The 19896-nt window shown below is 69.6% G+C and carries 13 protein-coding genes and 3 rRNA genes; 4 read left to right on the forward strand and 12 right to left on the reverse strand.

What is annotated here, in order from left to right:
- Nucleotides 1–37: 37 nt before the first annotated feature.
- The 7 genes from folP to IF651_RS08705 all read right to left on the reverse strand — a co-directional run bounded on the left by folP (nt 38) and on the right by IF651_RS08705 (nt 8091).
- The gene (folP, locus tag IF651_RS08675) at nt 38–838 is read right to left on the reverse strand and encodes a dihydropteroate synthase (RefSeq protein WP_191828732.1); all 801 of its coding nucleotides are present in this window, start codon (nt 836–838) and stop codon (nt 38–40) included.
- Between the two features lie 64 nt (nt 839–902).
- Complete coding sequence (gene folE / locus IF651_RS08680) at nt 903–1517, reverse strand: GTP cyclohydrolase I FolE (RefSeq protein WP_422110466.1); 615 nt, start codon at nt 1515–1517, stop codon at nt 903–905.
- Between the two features lie 34 nt (nt 1518–1551).
- The gene (gene ftsH / locus IF651_RS08685) at nt 1552–3642 is read right to left on the reverse strand and encodes an ATP-dependent zinc metalloprotease FtsH (RefSeq protein ID WP_191828697.1); all 2091 of its coding nucleotides are present in this window, start codon (nt 3640–3642) and stop codon (nt 1552–1554) included.
- A gap of 171 nt (nt 3643–3813) precedes the next feature.
- Nucleotides 3814–4368 (reverse strand): hypoxanthine phosphoribosyltransferase, encoded by a 555-nt coding sequence (gene hpt, locus IF651_RS08690; RefSeq protein ID WP_191828698.1) that lies wholly within the window; start codon nt 4366–4368, stop codon nt 3814–3816.
- A 6-nt stretch (nt 4369–4374) separates the two neighbouring features.
- Nucleotides 4375–5490 carry a tRNA lysidine(34) synthetase TilS gene (tilS, locus tag IF651_RS08695; protein ID WP_191828699.1) on the reverse strand — a complete coding sequence of 372 codons (1116 nt, stop codon included), beginning with the start codon at nt 5488–5490 and terminating at the stop codon, nt 4375–4377.
- 3 nt (nt 5491–5493) lie between these two features.
- On the reverse strand, nt 5494–6657 hold the full coding sequence (locus IF651_RS08700) for a zinc-dependent metalloprotease (protein ID WP_338403854.1): 1164 nt from the start codon (nt 6655–6657) through the stop codon (nt 5494–5496).
- 18 nt (nt 6658–6675) lie between these two features.
- Nucleotides 6676–8091: a D-alanyl-D-alanine carboxypeptidase/D-alanyl-D-alanine-endopeptidase gene (locus IF651_RS08705; RefSeq protein WP_191828700.1), complete on the reverse strand. Its 1416-nt coding sequence runs from the start codon at nt 8089–8091 to the stop codon at nt 6676–6678.
- A gap of 248 nt (nt 8092–8339) precedes the next feature.
- Between IF651_RS08705 and IF651_RS08710 the strand changes: the two genes are divergently transcribed.
- The gene (locus IF651_RS08710) at nt 8340–8840 is read left to right on the forward strand and encodes an inorganic diphosphatase (protein ID WP_191828701.1); all 501 of its coding nucleotides are present in this window, start codon (nt 8340–8342) and stop codon (nt 8838–8840) included.
- An 18-nt stretch (nt 8841–8858) separates the two neighbouring features.
- Here IF651_RS08710 and IF651_RS08715 read toward each other — a convergent pair whose 3' ends face one another.
- Nucleotides 8859–10286 carry a C40 family peptidase gene (locus IF651_RS08715; protein ID WP_191828702.1) on the reverse strand — a complete coding sequence of 476 codons (1428 nt, stop codon included), beginning with the start codon at nt 10284–10286 and terminating at the stop codon, nt 8859–8861.
- A gap of 395 nt (nt 10287–10681) precedes the next feature.
- On the opposite strand from IF651_RS08715, the gene IF651_RS08720 reads away from it, so the two are divergent.
- Nucleotides 10682–12022, forward strand: coding sequence for a bifunctional o-acetylhomoserine/o-acetylserine sulfhydrylase (locus tag IF651_RS08720; protein ID WP_191828703.1), 1341 nt, complete (start codon nt 10682–10684; stop codon nt 12020–12022).
- 75 nt (nt 12023–12097) lie between these two features.
- On the forward strand, nt 12098–13333 hold the full coding sequence (gene metX, locus IF651_RS08725) for a homoserine O-acetyltransferase MetX (RefSeq protein ID WP_422110464.1): 1236 nt from the start codon (nt 12098–12100) through the stop codon (nt 13331–13333).
- Between the two features lie 19 nt (nt 13334–13352).
- On the opposite strand, the gene IF651_RS17990 is transcribed toward metX, so the two are convergent.
- Nucleotides 13353–13481 (reverse strand): hypothetical protein, encoded by a 129-nt coding sequence (locus IF651_RS17990; protein WP_277818547.1) that lies wholly within the window; start codon nt 13479–13481, stop codon nt 13353–13355.
- Nucleotides 13482–13510: 29 nt separating this feature from the next.
- Here IF651_RS17990 and IF651_RS08730 point away from each other — a divergent pair, with 29 nt between their 5' ends.
- Entirely contained in the window at nt 13511–14221 is a 711-nt protein-coding gene (locus tag IF651_RS08730; RefSeq protein ID WP_191828705.1) for a maleylpyruvate isomerase N-terminal domain-containing protein, read from the forward strand.
- Between the two features lie 110 nt (nt 14222–14331).
- On the opposite strand, the gene rrf is transcribed toward IF651_RS08730, so the two are convergent.
- From rrf to IF651_RS08745, 3 genes are all read right to left on the reverse strand, one after another.
- Nucleotides 14332–14448 (reverse strand): 5S ribosomal RNA (gene rrf / locus IF651_RS08735).
- Between the two features lie 109 nt (nt 14449–14557).
- Nucleotides 14558–17664, reverse strand: a 23S ribosomal RNA gene (locus IF651_RS08740).
- Nucleotides 17665–18126: 462 nt separating this feature from the next.
- Nucleotides 18127–19648: ribosomal RNA gene (locus tag IF651_RS08745) — 16S ribosomal RNA — on the reverse strand.
- The 16S, 23S and 5S rRNA genes sit together here, the layout of an rRNA operon.
- Nucleotides 19649–19896: the final 248 nt, after the last annotated feature.

The following is a 19896-nucleotide window of genomic DNA, read 5'->3' on the forward strand; positions in this document are numbered from 1 at the left end:
AGTCCCCCGTCGGACCCGGTCGAGTCCCCTCCGCAGATCACCCCGACGACCCGGCCCAGGCAGCGGCGACACGGACCGCGTCGGCGGACGCGCGCGCGCTGTGCACACGCACGCCCCACGCCCCGGCGGCAGCCGCCAGGGCGCTCACCGCGGCCGTCGCGTCGTCGCGCTCGCGCGGCGGGACGGGTGCGCCGTCGGCACCTGCGAGCAGGTGCCCGAGGAATCGCTTGCGCGAGGCGCCGACGAGCACCGGGAGCCCCAGCGCCTCCAGCTCCCCCAGCCGGGCGAGCAACGGCCAGTTCGCCGTCCCGGCCTTCGCGAACCCCAGGCCCGGGTCGAGCACGATCTGCTCGCGCCGCACGCCCGCCGACCGGAGCGCCGTGACCCGGTCCGCCAGCTCGGCGCGGACGTCGGTCACGACGTCGTCGTAGTCCTCGAGGGAGTCCATCACGTCGGCGTGCCCCCGCCAGTGCATGCACACGTAGGCGACGCCGGTGCCCGCGACGACGCCGGCCATGTCCGGGTCGGCGAGCCCCCCCGACACGTCGTTGACCAGCCGGGCCCCGGCCGCGACGGCGCGTTCGGCGACGACGGCCCGGGTCGTGTCGACGCTCACGACGGCGCCCTCCTCGGCGAGCGCCCACACGAGGGGCAGGACACGGTCGAGCTCGACCTCGACGGGTACGCGCCCCGCACCAGGACGGGTCGACTCACCGCCGACGTCGAGGATGTCGGCTCCCTGGGCGAGCAGGTCGTGGGCGTGCTGGTGCGCGGCCCGGGGCTCGTACCACTCCCCGCCGTCGGAGAACGAGTCGGGCGTGACGTTCACCACGCCCATGACGAGCGTGCGACCGGCATCGGCGAGGTCCTCGAGGCCGGCGACGACGGGGGCACCCACCGGGCTACCTCCCGAGGATGAGGCTCATCGCCTCGGCGCGGGTCGCGCCGTCGCGCATCTGCCCCCGGACCGCGGACGTCACGGTCCGGGAACCGGGCTTGCGGACCCCGCGCATCGACATGCACAGGTGCTCGCACTCCACGACGACGATCGCGCCCCGCGGCTGCAGGTGCTCGACGAGCGCGTCGGCGACCTGGGACGTGAGCCGCTCCTGCACCTGAGGGCGGCGGGCGAAGACGTCGACCAGGCGCGCGAGCTTCGACAGACCGGTGATGCGGCCGTCGGCGTTCGGGATGTACCCGACGTGAGCCACGCCGTGGAAGGGGACGAGGTGGTGCTCGCACGTCGAGTACACCTCGATGTCCTTGACGAGCACCATCTCCTCGTGGCCGATGTCGAACGTCGTGGTCAGCACGTCGTCCGGCTCCTGCCGCAGGCCCGCGAAGACCTCGCGGTAGGCCCGGGCGACGCGCGCGGGCGTGTCGCGCAGGCCCTCGCGGTCCGGGTCCTCGCCGACGGCGAGCAGCAGCTCGCGCACCGCGGCCTCGGCGCGCGGAGCGTCGTAGGGCGGGACGTCGGCGGGTGCCGGCAGGTCCTGGGCCGACGTCGCCCGCTGCAGGCCCGCGGTCCGGCCGTCCGGGGTGTCGCCCACGTCAGTCCCGGTCCGCGTCGGTCACGTCACCGTCGTCGCGCCCGAGCGCGCGGTCCACGGGGCTCCCGGGCGGCACCTCGCCGACGCGCTCCGGGGGCAGCTCGTCGGTCGCGGCGGCGGCCTCGTCCTGCGGGATGACCGGAGAGCCGTTGCTCGCCGCCCTCTCCGCGTCGGTCTGCACCGGGGGGCGCTGCGAGACGGCACGCTGCTCGCTCGAGAGCCACACGTCGCGCGGCGGCCGCTTCTCCACCGGGCCGAAGACCCGGGCCAGCTCCGCCTGGTTGAGCGTCTCCTTGTCGAGGAGCTCGAGGACGAGCGCGTCGAGCACGTCGCGGTAGCGCGTGAGGACCTCCCACGCCTCGTCGTGCGCGGCCTCGACGAGCTTGCGCACCTCGTGGTCGACCGTGCCGGCGACGGACTCGGAGTAGTCGCGCGTGTGGCCCATGTCGCGGCCCATGAACGGCTCGCCGGAGCCCGTGCCGAGCTTGATCGCCCCGACCCGCTCGCTCATGCCGTACTCGGTGACCATCTTCTTCGCGATCGACGTCGCCTTCTCGATGTCGTTCGACGCACCGGTCGTGGGGTCGTGGAACACGAGCTCCTCGGCGACGCGCCCACCCATCGCGTACGCGAGCTGGTCGAGCAGCTCGTTGCGCGTCGTGGAGTACTTGTCCTCGGTCGGCATGACCATCGTGTACCCGAGCGCACGACCGCGCGGCAGGATCGTCACCTTGGTGACCGGGTCCGTGTACCGCATCGCCGCCGCCACGAGCGCGTGCCCGCCCTCGTGGTAGGCCGTGATCTTCTGCTCCTTGACGTTCATCACCCGCGTGCGCTTCTGCGGGCCCGCGATCACGCGGTCGATGGCCTCGTCGAGCGCACGGTCGTCGATGAGCTGGGCGCCGCTGCGGGCCGTCAGCAGCGCCGCCTCGTTGAGCACGTTCGCGAGGTCCGCACCGGTGAACCCCGGGGTCCGGCGCGCGACGGCGAGCAGGTCGATCTCCTCGACGATCGGCTTGCCCATGGCGTGCACGCGCAGGATCGCCTCGCGGCCCTTGAGGTCGGGGGCCTCGACGGCGATCTGGCGGTCGAACCGGCCCGGGCGCAGCAGCGCCGGGTCGAGGATGTCCGGACGGTTGGTCGCGGCGATGAGGATGACGTTCGTCTTGACGTCGAACCCGTCCATCTCGACGAGGAGCTGGTTGAGCGTCTGCTCGCGCTCGTCGTGACCGCCACCCATGCCGGCGCCTCGGTGCCGCCCGACCGCGTCGATCTCGTCGACGAAGATGATCGCGGGCGAGTTCTCCTTGGCCTGCGTGAACAGGTCGCGCACGCGGCTCGCGCCCACGCCGACGAACATCTCGACGAAGTCGGACCCGGAGATGGAGTAGAACGGCACGCCCGCCTCGCCGGCGACGGCCCGCGCCAGGAGCGTCTTCCCGGTGCCCGGGGGGCCGTAGAGCAGCACGCCCTTGGGGATCTTCGCGCCGACCGCCTGGAACTTGTCCGGCTCGGCGAGGAACTCCTTGATCTCGTGGAGCTCCTCGACGGCCTCGTCGGCGCCGGCGACGTCGGTGAACGTGACCTGGGGGGTGTCCTTCGAGACCAGCTTCGCCTTGGACTTGCCGAAGCCCATGACGCGCGACCCGCCACCCTGCATGCGCGACAGCAGGAACCAGAACACGACGCCGATGAGCAGGAACGGGATGAGGAACCCGAGCAACGACGACCAGAACGACGGCTGGGCGACCTCGGAGTTGTACCCCTTCGCCGGCTCGGCGGACACGACGGCGTCGACGACGTCCTCACCCTGCGGTGCGACGTAGTAGAACTCGACGTTCTTGCCCTTGTTCTCCTCGGTGTCCTCGCCCTCGTCCACGACGTAGTCCTCGGACAGCGTCAGCCGCACGCGTTGGTCGCCGTCGACGATGAGGGCCTGGTCGACCGTGTCGCCGGTGAGGAGCTCGAGACCCTGGGAGGTGTCGATGCGCTGCACCGACGGTCCGGACAGCGTCGCGAACGCGATCCAGAGGATCAGGAGGCCGACCACGATCCAGACGATCGGGCCACTGAGAATCTTCTTGATGTTCATCGGCGACGGGGCGGGCGCCCCGGATCCCTCCGCTCGGGCAAGTGTTCGGGCTCGAAACTACACGCTCTGCCTGACCGAGCGCTGCCGAATCCGCACCTGTTCGCCCAGGGCGTGGTGGTCGGCGGTCACGAGGGTCTGCGCACGGGGCCGCCGCGGACCCGCCGCGGCGGCTCAGACCGAGTAGACGTGCGCGGCGAGCGTCGCGACGAACGGCAGGTTGCGGTACTTCTCCGCGTAGTCGAGCCCGTAGCCGACCACGAACTCGTTCGGGATGTCGAACCCGACGTAGCGCACGTCCACGTCGGTCTTCGCCGCGTCCGGCTTGCGCAGCATGGCCGCGATCTCGACCGAGGCCGGGCCGCGCGAGCGCAGGTTGGAGAGCAGCCACGAGAGCGTGAGGCCCGAGTCGATGATGTCCTCGACGATGAGCACGTTGCGGCCCGTGAGGTCGGCGTCGAGGTCCTTGAGGATGCGCACCACGCCCGAGGACTTGGTGCCCGACCCGTAGGACGAGACCGCCATCCAGTCCATCTCGACCGGGTGGCCGAGCCGGCGTGCGAGGTCCGCCATCACCATGACGGCGCCCTTGAGCACGCCCACGAGCAGGAGGTCCTGGCCCGCGTAGTCGCGGTCGATCTGCTCGGCGATCTCGTCGAGCCTGCGGCCGAGCTGTTCCTCGGAGAGCAGCACGCTCTCGAGGTCGCCTGCGACGTCCGATTCGTCCACGGGGTGTCACTCCTGCGTTCGACGGGTCCCGGAAGGGACGATGGGTGGAGGGTGCGGGCCCGCCGAGGAGCCCAGGCAAAGCCTGCCACACGTGCGGCTCGCCCGACGGTCGGCCGGCAGGTGCACCGGTCCCTGGCCGTGCCAGTCGACCACGAGCGCGTCCACCGCCTCGACGTGCACGGCGAACAGGTCGCCGGCCGGGCACCCCACGAGCAGCGCCGCACGACGCAGCGCACGGCGCCGCAGCGCCGGGTGCGCGCGGGCGAGCGCCGCGACGTCGAGCACGACCGCCGGTGGCGCGACCTGCGCGCCGTCGGCGGGGACGTCGTCGGGCGCGAGCCTCGCCGCGGCCAGGAGGTCGGCGGCGAGCGTGTCGAGGAGGTCCGCGTCGTCGCGCAGCAGGTCGGCGGTGCGGGCCAGTCCGGGCACCGCGCCCGGGCCGAGGACGTCGACGAGCGCGGGCACCACGCGGCCGCGCACGCGCGACCGCGTCGGCAGGGTCTGCGTCGGCGCCTCCCCGGGCCCGGCAGCCGTGACCACACGAGGCCCGTTGGTGGGATCGTCCCAGTACGCGAGGCCGAGGGCGTCGCAGACGCCCTCCGTCTGCTGCCGGCGCAGGCCCAGGAACGGGCGCCGGTACGGCCCGCGGCGCGGCGCCATGCCCGCGAGGGAGCGCGCGCCGGAGCCGCGCGCGAGGCCGAGCAGCACCGTCTCCGCCTGGTCGTCGAGCGTGTGCCCGAGCAGGACGGCGTCCGCGCCCAGCCGCCGCGCCGCCTCGTCGAGCGCGGCGTAGCGCGCCGTCCGGGCCCGGGCCTCCGGACCGTCGCCCGCACCGTGCACGACGACGCGGCGGACCTCGACCGGGTCGAGCCCGAGCACCCGGCAGCGACCCGCGGCGTCGGCCGCCACCCGGTCGCTCCCGCCCTGCAGGTCGTGGTCGACGACGACCGCGCCCGCGCGCAGGCCCGACCGGGGCGCGACGAACGCGGTCGCCGCGGCGAGCGCCGTGGAGTCCGCGCCGCCCGAGCACGCGACGAGCACCAGGGCGTCGGCCGGCAGGTCGGCGACCGCGGCACGGACGGCGCGCCGCGCGCGTGCCACGACGGGCGCGGGTCCGGTCACCGGTCAGCCGTGCACGCGCCGCACCCAGGCGCGCGCGTCGGCGATCTCGCGGGCGGTGGGCAGGTTCTCGGACCCGGCCCACACGGCGTTGAACCCGTCGCGTCCCACCTGCCGCTCGACGGCCCGGACGAACGCGGCGCCGTCGCGGTACTGCGCGATCTTGGCGTCCATCCCGAGGACGCGCCGCAGCACCGTGTCGAAGCGCCCTCCGCCGTCGCGCCGCGCCTCGAACTTCCTGCGGATGGTCCGCACGGTCCGCACGGTCCGAGGCCCGACGGCGTCCATCGCGACGTCGGCGTGGCCCTCGAGGAGCGCCATGACGGCGGTCACGTCCTCGAGCCGGCGCTTCTCGTCGGGTCCGAGCAGCCCGTCGACGAAGCCGTCCTCCCCTCGCACGGCCCGCAGGACGGCCCCGCCGACGGTGCGCAGCTTCTCGCGCAGCCGTGCCTCGGAGAGGCGGTGCGACGAGGCCGAGAGCTCGCCCAGGAGCTCGCGCGCACCGGTCCGCAGGTGCTCGGCGAGCCAGGGTGCCGTCGCGAACTGCAGCGCGTGCGTCTGCTCGTGCAGGCAGACCCACAGCCGGAAGTCCCCGGGGACGAGGTCGAGAGCCCGCTCGACGTGCAGCACGTTGGGCGCCACGAGCACGAGCCGACCCGGTCCCGTCGAGCCGGACGCGCTGTACGGGTCGAACTGCCCGAGGACCCGGCTCGCGAGGACGGCGAGCACGGCGCCGACCTCCGCGGCACCGGCGAGGGCCGCCGCCCGGGTGACGCGCCCGCCCGGCAGCTCGAGACCGGTCGCGACGTCCTGCGTGAGGGAGGCCATGATCTCGGTGTTCGCCTGTGCCCACCGCGCACGGTCCACGACGTACACGTCGCCCAGGGTCGTCCCGCCCGCGCTCGGCGCCATGCGCGTCACGTCGAGCACGTGCCCGACGGCGCGCGCCGCCGCGTCCCGCAGCCCGCCCACGAGGTCGGTCAGCTCGTCGCGGGACACCGGCGGCCCGGCCGGGGCCAGGCGCGCCGCGATCTGCGCGGCCGCGGACCAGTCCACCACCTGCGCGACGGCGTGCGGACGCGCCCCGTCACCCAGCGCCCCACCGTCCTCGGGGGCGGGTGGTCCGGGCGGTTCGGTTCCGGACTGGTCGGACGGGTCCCAGGGCGTCACCGCCCCACGGTATCCCGGTCAGCCGCCCGTGCAGCCGCAGGCCGCGAGACCACCGACGAACTCGTCGAAGATGACGCGCGCGCCGTAGGTGCCGCCCGCGGGCACCTCGTCGGCCATCAGGGTGTACACGAGCAGCCGGTCGTCGGCGGTGACGACCGTGCCGGCGAGCGACGTCACGTCGGGAAGGCTGCCGGTCTTGGCGCGGGCGACACCGCGCGCGGCGCTGTCGAGGAAGCGGTCGCCGAGCGTCCCGCGCAGCCCGGCGATCGGCAGCCCGACGGCGCCGGAGCGCAGCTCGGGGTGGGCCGGGTCGACGAGGAGCCCGACGACGGCCGCGAGCTGTCCCGGCGTGAGGACGGAGCCGTCGCCGAGCCCCGAGCAGTCGGCGAGCACCGCGCCGTCGAGGTCCACACCGAGCGCTCCCACGGTCGCCAGCACGGCCCGGGTCGCGGCGTCGGCCGAACCGGGCAGGCCGGCATCGATCGCCACGAGCCTGCCGACGACCTCGGTGATCGTGTTGTCCGAGTGCTGGAGGAGGTAGTCGACGACCTCGCCGAGCGGGGCGGAACGGACCTCGCCGACGGCCGTCGCGGCCGACGGCGCCCGCGCCCGGGTCACGTCGCCCTCCACCGTGACGCGCTCGGCGTCCAGGGCCTCGACGAACGCCTGGGCCGCCGCCAGCGCCGGGTCCGCCTCGCGCCGGGCGTACTCGTCGTCGTCGAGGCGCGCGACGTCGACCGCGAGCGCCGCCACGGGGGCGATGTACCCCGCGGTGACGTTCCCCGGGAAGACGGACGGGCTGACGGCGTCGCCCGTGAAGACGGTGTCGTCGAGGCGCAGCGTGACCGTCGTGCGACCGGTCAGCCGCAGCTCGTCGGCGACCTGTCCCGCGAGGTCGGCCAGGCCGGCGCGACCGTTGACCAGCGTGGGGTCCCCCGCGCCGGCGGCGAGCATCATGTCGCCGCCGCCGACGAGGTACAGGTCGTCCTGGCCGTCGAGCAGCACGGTCGTCGGGATCGTGGTCGCGGCTCCCGGCGACGTCAGCGCGGCGGCCGCGGTGAGGAGCTTCTGGGTGGAGGCCGGCACGTGGCCGGCGTCCGTGGCCGCGGCGCCCAGCCTCTCGCCCGTCGCGGCGTCCGTGACGACCGCCCCGACACGTGGCCCGAGCCGGTCGTCGTCCACGAGGTCGTCGACCTTCGCCTGGACGGCGTCGGCGACCGGCTCCGTCGCCGCGTCGTCGAGCGGAGGGAGCGCGACGGCCAGCGGTGGCGCGGCGACCGCGCCGGGGGCGTCGGGGAAGGGCGCCGGCTCCGGTGGCGGGGGCGCCGTCGTGAGCATGCCGGGCACGACGTCCGTCGCGTCCGCGACGAGGTAGCCGCCCACGAGTGCGAGCACCACGCCGACCGTCGCCCCGGCGCGCGTGCCCCAACCCATGACCCGATCCCTCTCGCCACGTGCCACCCCGTCCGAGCGACGTGCGCATTATCACCCATCGGATGCGGCGCCCGCCGACCTGGCCGCCGTCCGGACGGGCGCTGCGCGTGTCACACTTGATCTCGCGCGAGGGCGTGGCTCGATCCGCCCCCACGACGCACACGACGTAGGCACGACGCAGACGGTCAACGCAGCACCCGACCAGCCACCGCCCGATCCCGCGGTGCCGGTACGACTGGAGGAGAACAGTGGAGTTCGACGTCACGATCGAGATCCCGAAGGGCCAGCGCAACAAGTACGAGGTCGACCACGTGAGCGGTCGCATCCGCCTCGACCGCATGCTCTTCACGTCGACCCGCTACCCGGACGACTACGGGTTCATCGAGGGCACGCTCGGCGAGGACGGCGACCCGCTCGACGCGCTCGTCCTGCTCGAGGAGCCCACGTTCCCCGGCTGCCTGATCCGCTGCCGCGCTCTCGGCATGTTCCGCATGCGCGACGAGGCGGGCGGTGACGACAAGGTGCTGTGCGTCCCCACGGGTGACCAGCGGGCCGCGTGGCGCCAGGACATCGACGACGTGTCGGACTTCCACCGCCTGGAGATCCAGCACTTCTTCGAGGTCTACAAGGACCTCGAGCCCGGCAAGTCTGTCGAAGGCGCCCACTGGGTGGGTCGTACGGAGGCCGAGGCCGAGATCGAGCGCTCGCGGCAGCGTGCGATCGACACGGGGTACTACGCCGGGCACTGACCGGCGCCGGCGCACGCGTCAGGGGCGGCCCGCGTAGGGCATCGCGTCGGTCCAGCGCACCGGCACCTCGCGCACGTCGACCCCGGGCTGCGGCGCCTCGACCATCCGGCCGCCGCCCACGTAGATCGCGACGTGCCGGATCGTCGTCGGGTCGGACGTGTCGTTCGCGTAGAAGACGAGGTCCCCCGGGCGCAGACGGTCGTAGGCGATCTTCTGCACGCGCCGGTACTGGGTCCGGGACGTGCGCGTGACGTCGACGCCCGCGGACGCCCAGGCGCGCGACGTCAGGCCCGAGCAGTCGTAGCCGGGCCCCGTCCCGCCGAACACGTACGGCGCGCCGATCTTCGTACGTGCCCACGCCGCGGCGGCCTGCCCCTGTGCGGCGCTCCCGACCGAGGTCCCCGGCGGCGCCTCGGGCACGGGCTCCTTGACGACCGGCTCGGGCTCCGGCTCCGGGTCGGGCGCCGGAGCCGGCTCAGGGGCGGGTGCAGGCTCCGGGCGCGGGGTCGGCCGTGGGGCAGGAGCGGCGGACCCGTTCGAGTCCGCGGCGTCGGCGGCACGGGGTGCCGCGCTCCCGCGGCCCGACGGCGCGCCGTCCGGCTCGTCGTCCGCCGCGGCCCCGACGCGCGCGCGGGCCCGTTCCTCCGCGTCGCGGTCCGCCTGCGCGTCGAGCGCGTCCTGGCGCTCGCGCTCGACCGCGACCGACGTCTCGCGCGCGCGGGCGAGCTCGGCGAGCAGGGACTCGCGCTCCGCCGCGGAGGCGTCGACCGCGGCGTCGAGCCCGGCCTGCGCGTCCTGCGCGTCGGCGAGCGCGGTGCGGGCTGCGCCCTCGACGGCCGTCCGGTGGTCGAGCGCGGCGGCGGCACGGGCGCGGGCGGTGTCCGCGACCGCGCGCGCCGTCGTGTGCTCGGCGACGGCGGTGCTCACCGTGCGCCCTGCCGCCCGCTCGACGGTCTCCCGCTCGACGACGTCGGCGACCTCGGTGGCGTCCAGCAGCGCCTCCGCGGCCTCCAGTCCTGTCGGCTCCTGGCGCGTCGCACGGTAGAGCGCACCGAGCGCACCGCGCGAACCGGCCTCGTCCGCCTCGGCCTCGGCGACGGCGGCGTGCGCGTCGTCGACCTCGACGTCCGCGGCGTCGACGGCCGAGCGGGCGGCCGCATACTCCTCCGCCGCGAGCTGGACCGCGGACCTCGCCGACGCCTGGCGAGCGCGCAGCCCGGCAAGATCGGCCTCCACGGTCGCGACGCCGCGCTCCGCCCGCTGCTCCTCGCGCTGGGCGCCGCGGACGTCGTCGCCCGACGGCGGCGCGGACTGCGCAGGCGCAGCGAGCAGGACACCTGCGCCTCCAAGTGCCAGCAACGTCCCGAGCACCGGAGCGAGCACCGACCCGACGGCCCGTCGCCCACGGCGCACGCCAGGACGGGCTGACGACCCGACCAACCTCATGCAACCTCCTCGGCGTGTCCCGTTGACAGCACCCGCAACACTCTGCCTGTCATGTCGCGCACGCGCGATCCGACGGGCGGACGAGTTCTCAGCATGTGGTCTCACATCACGAGACGTCGTGCCCGTCAGCCCGGCGCACGCCTACTGTCGGTGCATGAACCGACGAATGTGTTGCTGACCCCAGCGCACGTTCGCCTGCCTGTGTCGCGGTCCGTCGTCAGCCGAGGAAGCCGGCGCGAGAGCACCGACAACCGGTCCACAGCCGATCGACAGGGCATTCCGACCCCGTGCGCCGAATCCGCCGCGGCTGGTCGACGACAACGTCGTCCCCTCCCCCGGCACCGCCCGTCCCGGCGCGCCGCGCGCCGTCGTCCCCCGAACCCGCAGGAGCCACGATGAGCACCCCCGAGCCGTCCGCCACCTGGTCCTTCGAGACCCGCCAGGTCCACGCCGGGCAGTCCCCGGACCCCACCACCGGTGCACGCGCGCTGCCGATCTACCAGACCACCTCCTTCGTCTTCCCCGACGCCTCGGTGGCCGCCGACCGGTTCGCGCTGCAGGACCTCGGTCCGATCTACACGCGCATCGGCAACCCGACGCAGGAGGTGGTCGAGAACCGCATCGCCTCGCTCGAGGGCGGCGTCGGCGCCCTCCTCCTCGCGTCCGGGCAGGCGGCCGAGACGTTCGCGATCCTCAACGTCGCCAGCGCCGGCGACCACGTGGTCGCCTCGCCGAGCCTGTACGGCGGCACCTACAACCTGTTGCAGCACACGCTGCCGAGGCTCGGCATCGAGACGACGTTCGTCACCGACCCGCACGACCCGCAGTCCTGGCGCGACGCCGTCCGGCCGAACACCAGGCTCCTCTTCGCGGAGACGATCCCCAACCCCCGCGCGGACGTCCTCGACATCGAGGCGGTCGCGGGGGTGGCGCACGAGAACGGCGTCCCGCTGGTCGTCGACAACACCGTCGCGACGCCCTATCTCGTGCGCCCGCTCGAGCACGGTGCCGACATCGTGGTCCACTCGGCGACGAAGTACCTCGGCGGCCACGGGACCGCCATCGGCGGAGTGATCGTCGACGGCGGGTCGTTCGACTTCGCGGCGGACCCGGAGAAGTTCCCCGGCTTCAACACGCCCGACCCGTCGTACAACGGGCTCGTCTACGCGCGCGACCTCGGGGTGGACGGCATCCTGGGCGCGAACCTCGCGTACGTCCTCAAGGCCCGGGTCCAGCTCCTGCGCGACCTCGGCTCGGCGATCTCTCCGTTCAACGCGTTCCTCATCGCCCAGGGCATCGAGACCCTCTCGCTGCGCATGGAGCGGCACGTGGCGAACGCGCAGCGGGTCGCCGAGTGGCTCGAGGCGCGTGACGAGGTGCGGACCGTCCACTACGCGGGACTGTCCTCGAGCCCGTGGCACGCGAACGCCCAGAAGTACCTGCCGCGCGGGGCGGGCGCGGTGCTCGCGTTCGAGATCGACGGCGGTACGCAGGCCGGTCAGGCCTTCGTCTCGGCCCTGGAGCTGCACTCGAACGTGGCGAACATCGGCGACGTCCGCTCGTTGGTGATCCACCCGGCGTCGACCACGCACAGCCAGCTCACGCCCGAGCAGCAGGCGCTGTCCGGCGTGACCCCGGGGCTCGTGCGCCTCGCGGTGGGCATCGAGCACGTCGACGACCTCCTCGCCGACCTCGAGCTGGGATTCGCCGCTGCGGCCTCTGCCCCGGACGCCTGACCTGACGGCGACAGCCTGATGACGCACCTGGACAGACCGCACGGCGCGGACGACGCCGCCGTAGAGTGGCGTGCGGTGAGCCCAGCGAACGACGACCTTCCACACGGCGGGACCGCCCCGGACGCGGGCGCGCCCGGCGTGAGGTCGCCCCGCGCCCCGACGACGGCGCCGATCCCCGCGACCGGGGCGTGGCGCGTCGGGGACGCGGTGGGAGCACGCCGGTTCGCCGACGTCGGCACGTTCGACCTCGAGGGCGGCGGCCGTCTGCCCGGCGTCCGGATGGCCTACGAGACGTGGGGCACCCTGGACCCGGACGGGTCGAACGCCGTGCTGGTCCTGCACGCGCTCACCGGCGACGCGCACGTCTCCGGTCCGGCCGGTGCGGGGCACCCGACAGCCGGCTGGTGGCAGGAGATGGTCGGTCCGGGGGCACCGATCGACACGGACCGGTGGTTCGTGGTCGCACCGAACGTGCTCGGCGGGTGCCAGGGGACGACCGGGCCCGCCTCGGAGGCTCCCGACGGCGCACCCTGGGGGAGCCGGTTCCCCCGGGTCACCGCCCGTGACCAGGTCGCGGTCGAGATCGAGCTGACCCGGGCGCTCGGGATCACGTCCTGGGCGCTCGTCGTCGGCGCCTCCATGGGTGGGCACCGCGTGCTCGAGTGGGCGCTGCTCGGCCCGGAGGCAGGTGTCGGCGTGCGGTCGATCGCCGCGATCGCGACCAACGCGCAGGCGACGGGCGACCAGATCGCCTGGGCCCACCCGCAGCTCGGCGCGATCCACGCCGACTCCCGCTTCCGCGGAGGCGACTACTACGATGCCGACGACGGCGACGGACCGCACGCCGGGCTCGGGATCGCCCGGCAGATCGCGCACACCACGTACCGTTCGGCACGCGAGCTCGACCGGCGGTTCGGGCGGATCCCGCAGGGCGGTGAGGACCCGTTCACCGACGGCCGCTACGCCGTGCAGTCCTACCTGGACCACCACGCGGACAAGCTCTGCCGCAGGTTCGACGCCAACTCGTACGTGGTCCTGACCCTGTCGATGCTCACGCACGACCTCGGTCGCGACCGTGGTGGTGTCGCGGCCGCGCTCGCCGCGATCACGGCGCGCACCCTCGTCGTCGCGGTCGACACGGACAGGCTGTTCCTTCCTGCCGACTGCGCACGGATCGCCGACGGCGTCCCGGGAGCGGCACTTCGGACGCTGCGCAGCGACTACGGCCATGACGGGTTCCTCGTGGAGGACGACCAGCTCGGCCCGATCATCTCCGACTTCCTCGGCGAGCGCAGCAGCGTCCCGGACTGACGGCGGGCACCCGTCGGGCTCAGAGCTCGCGGGCACCGTCCGGGAGCGCGCGCAGCTTGTCAGGGTTGGCGACGTTGTGCACGGCGTCGACCCGCCCGGCCGTGTCGACGAGATCACACGACGCGTGCAGGCGGCCGATCCGTGACATCGACGCGGCACGGACGGCACCATGGGGCCATGGCACCCGACCCCGCGGCGACGATCCATGAACTGCGGGCGCAGTGGGATCGGCTCGACCGGTGGCTCCACGGGCTCGGCGACGCGCTCGTCCTGTCCGTCGACCGGCCCAGCGTGCTCGACGGCTGGACCGTGGGCGAGCTGCTCTCCCACCTCGGGCGGAACTGGGTCGCCGTCACGCGGTGCGGACCGGTTCCCGCCGGCACGGTACCGCTCACGCTCGCGGAGTACCTCGGCACCTACCCGGAGCGCGCGACCGAGATCGCCGACGCAGCACGTGTGCTCGACCGCGAGCTGGCACCGGACCGTCTCGCCGGCATCGAACGACTGGCGACGACGGGCCTGGCCCGGCTCGACGAGCTCGAGAGCCTGAGGGTCGTCCAGGCGCCACGCGGCCCTGTCGCGCTGGGGGACATGGTCCTGACCCGGACGCTCGAGCTCGTCGTGCACGCCGACGACCTGGCCCGGTCCTTCCCCGGGGCCTCGACCGACCCCGTGCACCCGGCCGCGCTGGACGCGGTCTCCGACGCCCTCCTGCAGATCGTCGTGACGCGCGGGGGATGGAGCCTCGAGGTGGACGACGCGCGACTGTGGCTACGGCTCGCGTGCGGCCGCACGCCCTACGACGTCGATCTGCTCGCGCGCGCACTGCGTCCGGTGCACGTCTCCGACGCGGTCCCCGACCTCGGCCGCATCCTGCCCGTGCTCTGACCTGACCGGCTCCGACGATCCGCCCCGAGATGAACGAACGCGTCCGAAGGATGACGGGTGCGGAGATGCCGAAGGCCCACCCCGTGTGGGGTGGGCCTTCGGTGAAGGGTGTCCGGCGGCGTCCTACTCTCCCACCCCGTCTCCAGGGCAGTACCATCGGCGCTGAAGGGCTTAGCTTCCGGGTTCGGTATGGGACCGGGCGTTTCCCCTTCGCTGTGACCGCCGTAACTCGTTCGAACTCGTCCAACCGGGGTGCCGCCCCCTCGTGGTGGAGGGGTGGTGGGGGTTGGTGGTTCGGGAACCGCACAGTGGACGCGTAGCACAAAGGTTGTTGGGGTGTTGAAGTTGTCGGCTGATTAGTACCGGTCAGCTGCACGGGTCTTTCGTCCCCGTTTCCACGTCCGGCCTATCGACCCAGTGTTCTGCTGGGTGCCTTCCACCCGCGAGGGGTGTGGAAACCTCATCTTGAAGCAGGCTTCCCGCTTAGATGCTTTCAGCGGTTATCCCTTCCGAACGTAGCCAACCAGCCGTGCTCCTGGCGGAACAACTGGCACACCAGAGGTTCGTCCGTCCCGGTCCTCTCGTACTAGGGACAGCCCTTCTCAAGTTTCCTGCGCGCGCAGCGGATAGGGACCGAACTGTCTCACGACGTTCTAAACCCAGCTCGCGTACCGCTTTAATGGGCGAACAGCCCAACCCTTGGGACCTACTCCAGCCCCAGGATGCGACGAGCCGACATCGAGGTGCCAAACCATGCCGTCGATATGGACTCTTGGGCAAGATCAGCCTGTTATCCCCGGGGTACCTTTTATCCGTTGAGCGACCACGCTTCCACTAGCCATGGCCGGATCACTAGTTCCGACTTTCGTCCCTGCTCGACCTGTCAGTCTCACAGTCAAGCTCCCTTGTGCACTTGCACTCGACACCTGATTGCCAACCAGGCTGAGGGAACCTTTGAGCGCCTCCGTTACTCTTTGGGAGGCAACCGCCCCAGTTAAACTACCCACCAGGCACTGTCCCTGGTCCGGATCACGGACCGAAGTTAGGTATACGAAGCGGCCAGAGTGGTATTTCAACGTTGACTCCACCCGCACTGGCGTGCTGGTTTCATAGTCTCCCACCTATCCTACACAAGCCGCACCGAACACCAATACCAAGCTATAGTAAAGGTCCCGGGGTCTTTCCGTCCTGCTGCGCGTAACGAGCATCTTTACTCGTAGTGCAATTTCGCCGAGTTCGCGGTTGAGACAGCGGAGAAGTCGTTACGCCATTCGTGCAGGTCGGAACTTACCCGACAAGGAATTTCGCTACCTTAGGATGGTTATAGTTACCACCGCCGTTTACTGGGGCTTAAATTCTGAGCTTCACCCCGAAGGGTTGACCCGTCCTCTTAACCTTCCAGCACCGGGCAGGCGTCAGTCCGTATACATCGTCTTGCGACTTCGCACGGACCTGTGTTTTTAGTAAACAGTCGCTTCTCCCTGGTCTCTGCGGCCGTCCACGCTCCCCGAGCAAGTCGGTTCACGTTTCGGGCCCCCCTTCTCCCGAAGTTACGGGGGCATTTTGCCGAGTTCCTTAACCACGATTCGCTCGATCGCCTTGGTATTCTCTACCTGACCACCTGAGTCGGTTTGGGGTACGGGCGGCTAGAACCTCGCGTCGAGGCTTTTCTTGGCAGCATAGGATCACCCGATTCGCGCTTGTGCGCTCACTGTCAGCTCTCAGCCTGTTGCCGGGCGGATTTGCCTACCCGACGGCCTACAGCCTTGGACGTGGTCTACCATCGCCACGCCGGGCTACCTTCCTGCGTCACCCCTGTTAATACGCTTACCTACTACCGGATTGGGTCCCACGACGCCCCACCGGTGCTACCCGAAGGTAGCGGTGGTGGTTGGTGGTGGTCAGCATCACCGGGCTCGGTACGGGCGGTTCTTCGCCGGTAGGAGAATATCAACTCCTTGTCCATCGACTACGCCTGTCGGCCTCGCCTTAGGTCCCGACTTACCCAGGGCGGATTAACCTGGCCCTGGAACCCTTGGTCATTCGGCGGACGGGTTTCTCACCCGTCATTCGCTACTCATGCCTGCATTCTCACTCGTGTGGCCTCCACCGCTGGGTTCCCCCGCGGCTTCACCGGCCACACGACGCTCCCCTACCCACCTGCGCCTCTGGACCACGAAGGCCTGAGTTACTGCGCAGATGCCACGGCTTCGGCGGTGTACTTGAGCCCCGCTACATTGTCGGCGCGGAATCACTTGACCAGTGAGCTATTACGCACTCTTTCAAGGGTGGCTGCTTCTAAGCCAACCTCCTGGTTGTCTGTGCAACTCCACATCCTTTCCCACTTAGCACACGCTTAGGGGCCTTAGCCGGTGGTCTGGGCTGTTTCCCTCTCGACTACGAAGCTTATCCCCCGCAGTCTCACTGCCACGCTCTCACTTACCGGCATTCGGAGTTTGGTTGACGTCAGTAACCTTGTAGGGCCCATTAGCCATCCAGTGCTCTACCTCCGGCAAGAAACACGTGACGCTGCACCTAAATGCATTTCGGGGAGAACCAGCTATCACGAAGTTTGATTGGCCTTTCACCCCTAACCACAGGTCATCCCCCAGGTTTTCAACCCTGGTGGGTTCGGTCCTCCACGCGGTCTTACCCACGCTTCAACCTGCCCATGGCTAGATCACTTCGCTTCGGGTCTAGACCCAGCGACTCATACGCCCTGTTCGGACTCGCTTTCGCTACGGCTTCCCCGCACGGGTTAACCTCGCCACTGAGCACTAACTCGCAGGCTCATTCTTCAAAAGGCACGCTGTCACCCCAACCAAGGAGGCTCCAACGGATTGTAGGCACACGGTTTCAGGTACTATTTCACTCCCCTCCCGGGGTACTTTTCACCTTTCCCTCACGGTACTGGTCCGCTATCGGTCACTAGGTAGTATTTAGGCTTAGCAAGTGGTCTTGCCGGATTCACACGGGATTTCACGGGCCCCGTGCTACTTGGGATCCCTCTCAGGAGGCCGCGCCATTTCGTCTACCGGACTCGCACCGTCTGTGGTCCGCCTTTCAATGCGGTTCGACTATGACACAACTTTCTTACTCCCTGGCGGACTGTCAGATCCACCCAAGAGGTCCCACAACCCCGAACACGCAACGCCTGACAGCTTGAACACGTGCCCGGTTTGGCCTCATCCGCTTTCGCTCGCCACTACTCACGGAATATCTCTTCCTGCCGGTACTGAGATGTTTCACTTCCCGGCGTTCCCTCCACACACCCTATATATTCAGGTGCAGGTCGCACGACATGACTCGTACGGGGTTCCCCCATTCGGAAACCCTCGGATCACAGCTCGTTTGCCAGCTCCCCGAGGCTTATCGCAGGCTACAACGTCCTTCTTCGGCTCCTAGTGCCAAGGCATCCACCCTGTGCCCTTAAAAACTTCAACAACAACAACTACTACAGAAACCAAGAATTCAAGAAGAATCCTTGATGATTCAAAGATGCTCGCGTCCACTGTGCAGTTCTCAAACAACCAACGACCCCGACCCGCAACCAGACCCGCCTACCCACCGACCCCGAAAGGACCAGTGAGCGGTTCGCGATCCACGGACCGACCCGTACCAGGCAACCCCACCCGAAGATGGCCGGTGACCTGAGGACCCAACAGTGTGCTCGACGAACCCCCACCCCACGCACCACACGTTCCACCACCAGCAACCACCACCACCACCCCCGAAGGGACAGCAACGACACCCACCAGCAGGTACTAGCACGACCCGCGAGGACAAGAGCTCTCCGTCAGTGTTCCACCCATGAGCAACCACCCCCGCACACGAACGGCACGGGCGGTGGCACCTGGACCCCACCGCACCCCGAAGGGCACCAGCAGAGCCGGCAAGCTCCTTAGAAAGGAGGTGATCCAGCCGCACCTTCCGGTACGGCTACCTTGTTACGACTTAGTCCCAATCGCCAGTCCCACCTTCGACCACTCCCTCCCACAAGGGGTTGGGCCATGAGCTTCGGGTGTTACCGACTTTCGTGACTTGACGGGCGGTGTGTACAAGGCCCGGGAACGTATTCACCGCAGCGTTGCTGATCTGCGATTACTAGCGACTCCGACTTCATGGGGTCGAGTTGCAGACCCCAATCCGAACTGAGACCGGCTTTTTGGGATTCGCTCCGCCTTGCGGCATCGCAGCCCTTTGTACCGGCCATTGTAGCATGCGTGAAGCCCAAGACATAAGGGGCATGATGATTTGACGTCATCCCCACCTTCCTCCGAGTTGACCCCGGCAGTCTCCCATGAGTCCCCGGCATAACCCGCTGGCAACATGGGACGAGGGTTGCGCTCGTTGCGGGACTTAACCCAACATCTCACGACACGAGCTGACGACAACCATGCACCACCTGTACACCGACCTAAAAGGGGCACCCATCTCTGAGTGTTACCGGTGCATGTCAAGCCTTGGTAAGGTTCTTCGCGTTGCATCGAATTAATCCGCATGCTCCGCCGCTTGTGCGGGCCCCCGTCAATTCCTTTGAGTTTTAGCCTTGCGGCCGTACTCCCCAGGCGGGGCACTTAATGCGTTTGCTGCGGCACGGAACTCGTGGAATGAGCCCCACACCTAGTGCCCAACGTTTACGGCATGGACTACCAGGGTATCTAATCCTGTTCGCTCCCCATGCTTTCGCTCCTCAGCGTCAGTTGCGGCCCAGAGACCTGCCTTCGCCATCGGTGTTCCTCCTGATATCTGCGCATTCCACCGCTACACCAGGAATTCCAGTCTCCCCTACCGCACTCTAGTCTGCCCGTACCCGATGCAAGCTCGAAGTTGAGCCTCGAGTTTTCACACCAGACGCGACAAACCGCCTACGAGCTCTTTACGCCCAATAATTCCGGACAACGCTTGCGCCCTACGTATTACCGCGGCTGCTGGCACGTAGTTAGCCGGCGCTTCTTCTGCAGGTACCGTCACTTTCGCTTCTTCCCTACTGAAAGAGGTTTACAACCCGAAGGCCGTCATCCCTCACGCGGCGTCGCTGCATCAGGCTTTCGCCCATTGTGCAATATTCCCCACTGCTGCCTCCCGTAGGAGTCTGGGCCGTGTCTCAGTCCCAGTGTGGCCGGTCGCCCTCTCAGGCCGGCTACCCGTCGTCGCCTTGGTAGGCCATCACCCCACCAACAAGCTGATAGGCCGCGAGCCCATCCCTGACCGAAAAACTTTCCAACCACCCCCATGCGAGGACAGTTCATATCCAGTATTAGCACCGGTTTCCCGGAGTTATCCCGAAGTCAGGGGCAGGTTACTCACGTGTTACTCACCCGTTCGCCACTAATCCACCCAGCAAGCTGGGCATCATCGTTCGACTTGCATGTGTAAAGCACGCCGCCAGCGTTCGTCCTGAGCCAGGATCAAACTCTCCGTAAATGATTCACGCCAACCACCAAGAAAAACCCGGCAGCCAACAATCCATACGAAGCGAACCCTCAACAGGTTCACAAAACTGGCCAAACGAAACATGATGCTGACATCATCTTCCGAAATCAACCAAACAAAACCCTCCAGCACAACCAACCAGACCACCCGACGGGCAACCCAGCCAACCACGCCACAAGGCAAAACTTGGCACTGACTTACAAGCACACTGTTGAGTTCTCAAACAACCGACACACACC

Origin of the sequence: Cellulosimicrobium arenosum (assembly GCF_014837295.1) — a bacterium.
Classification (GTDB): Bacteria; Actinomycetota; Actinomycetes; order Actinomycetales; family Cellulomonadaceae; genus Cellulosimicrobium; species Cellulosimicrobium arenosum.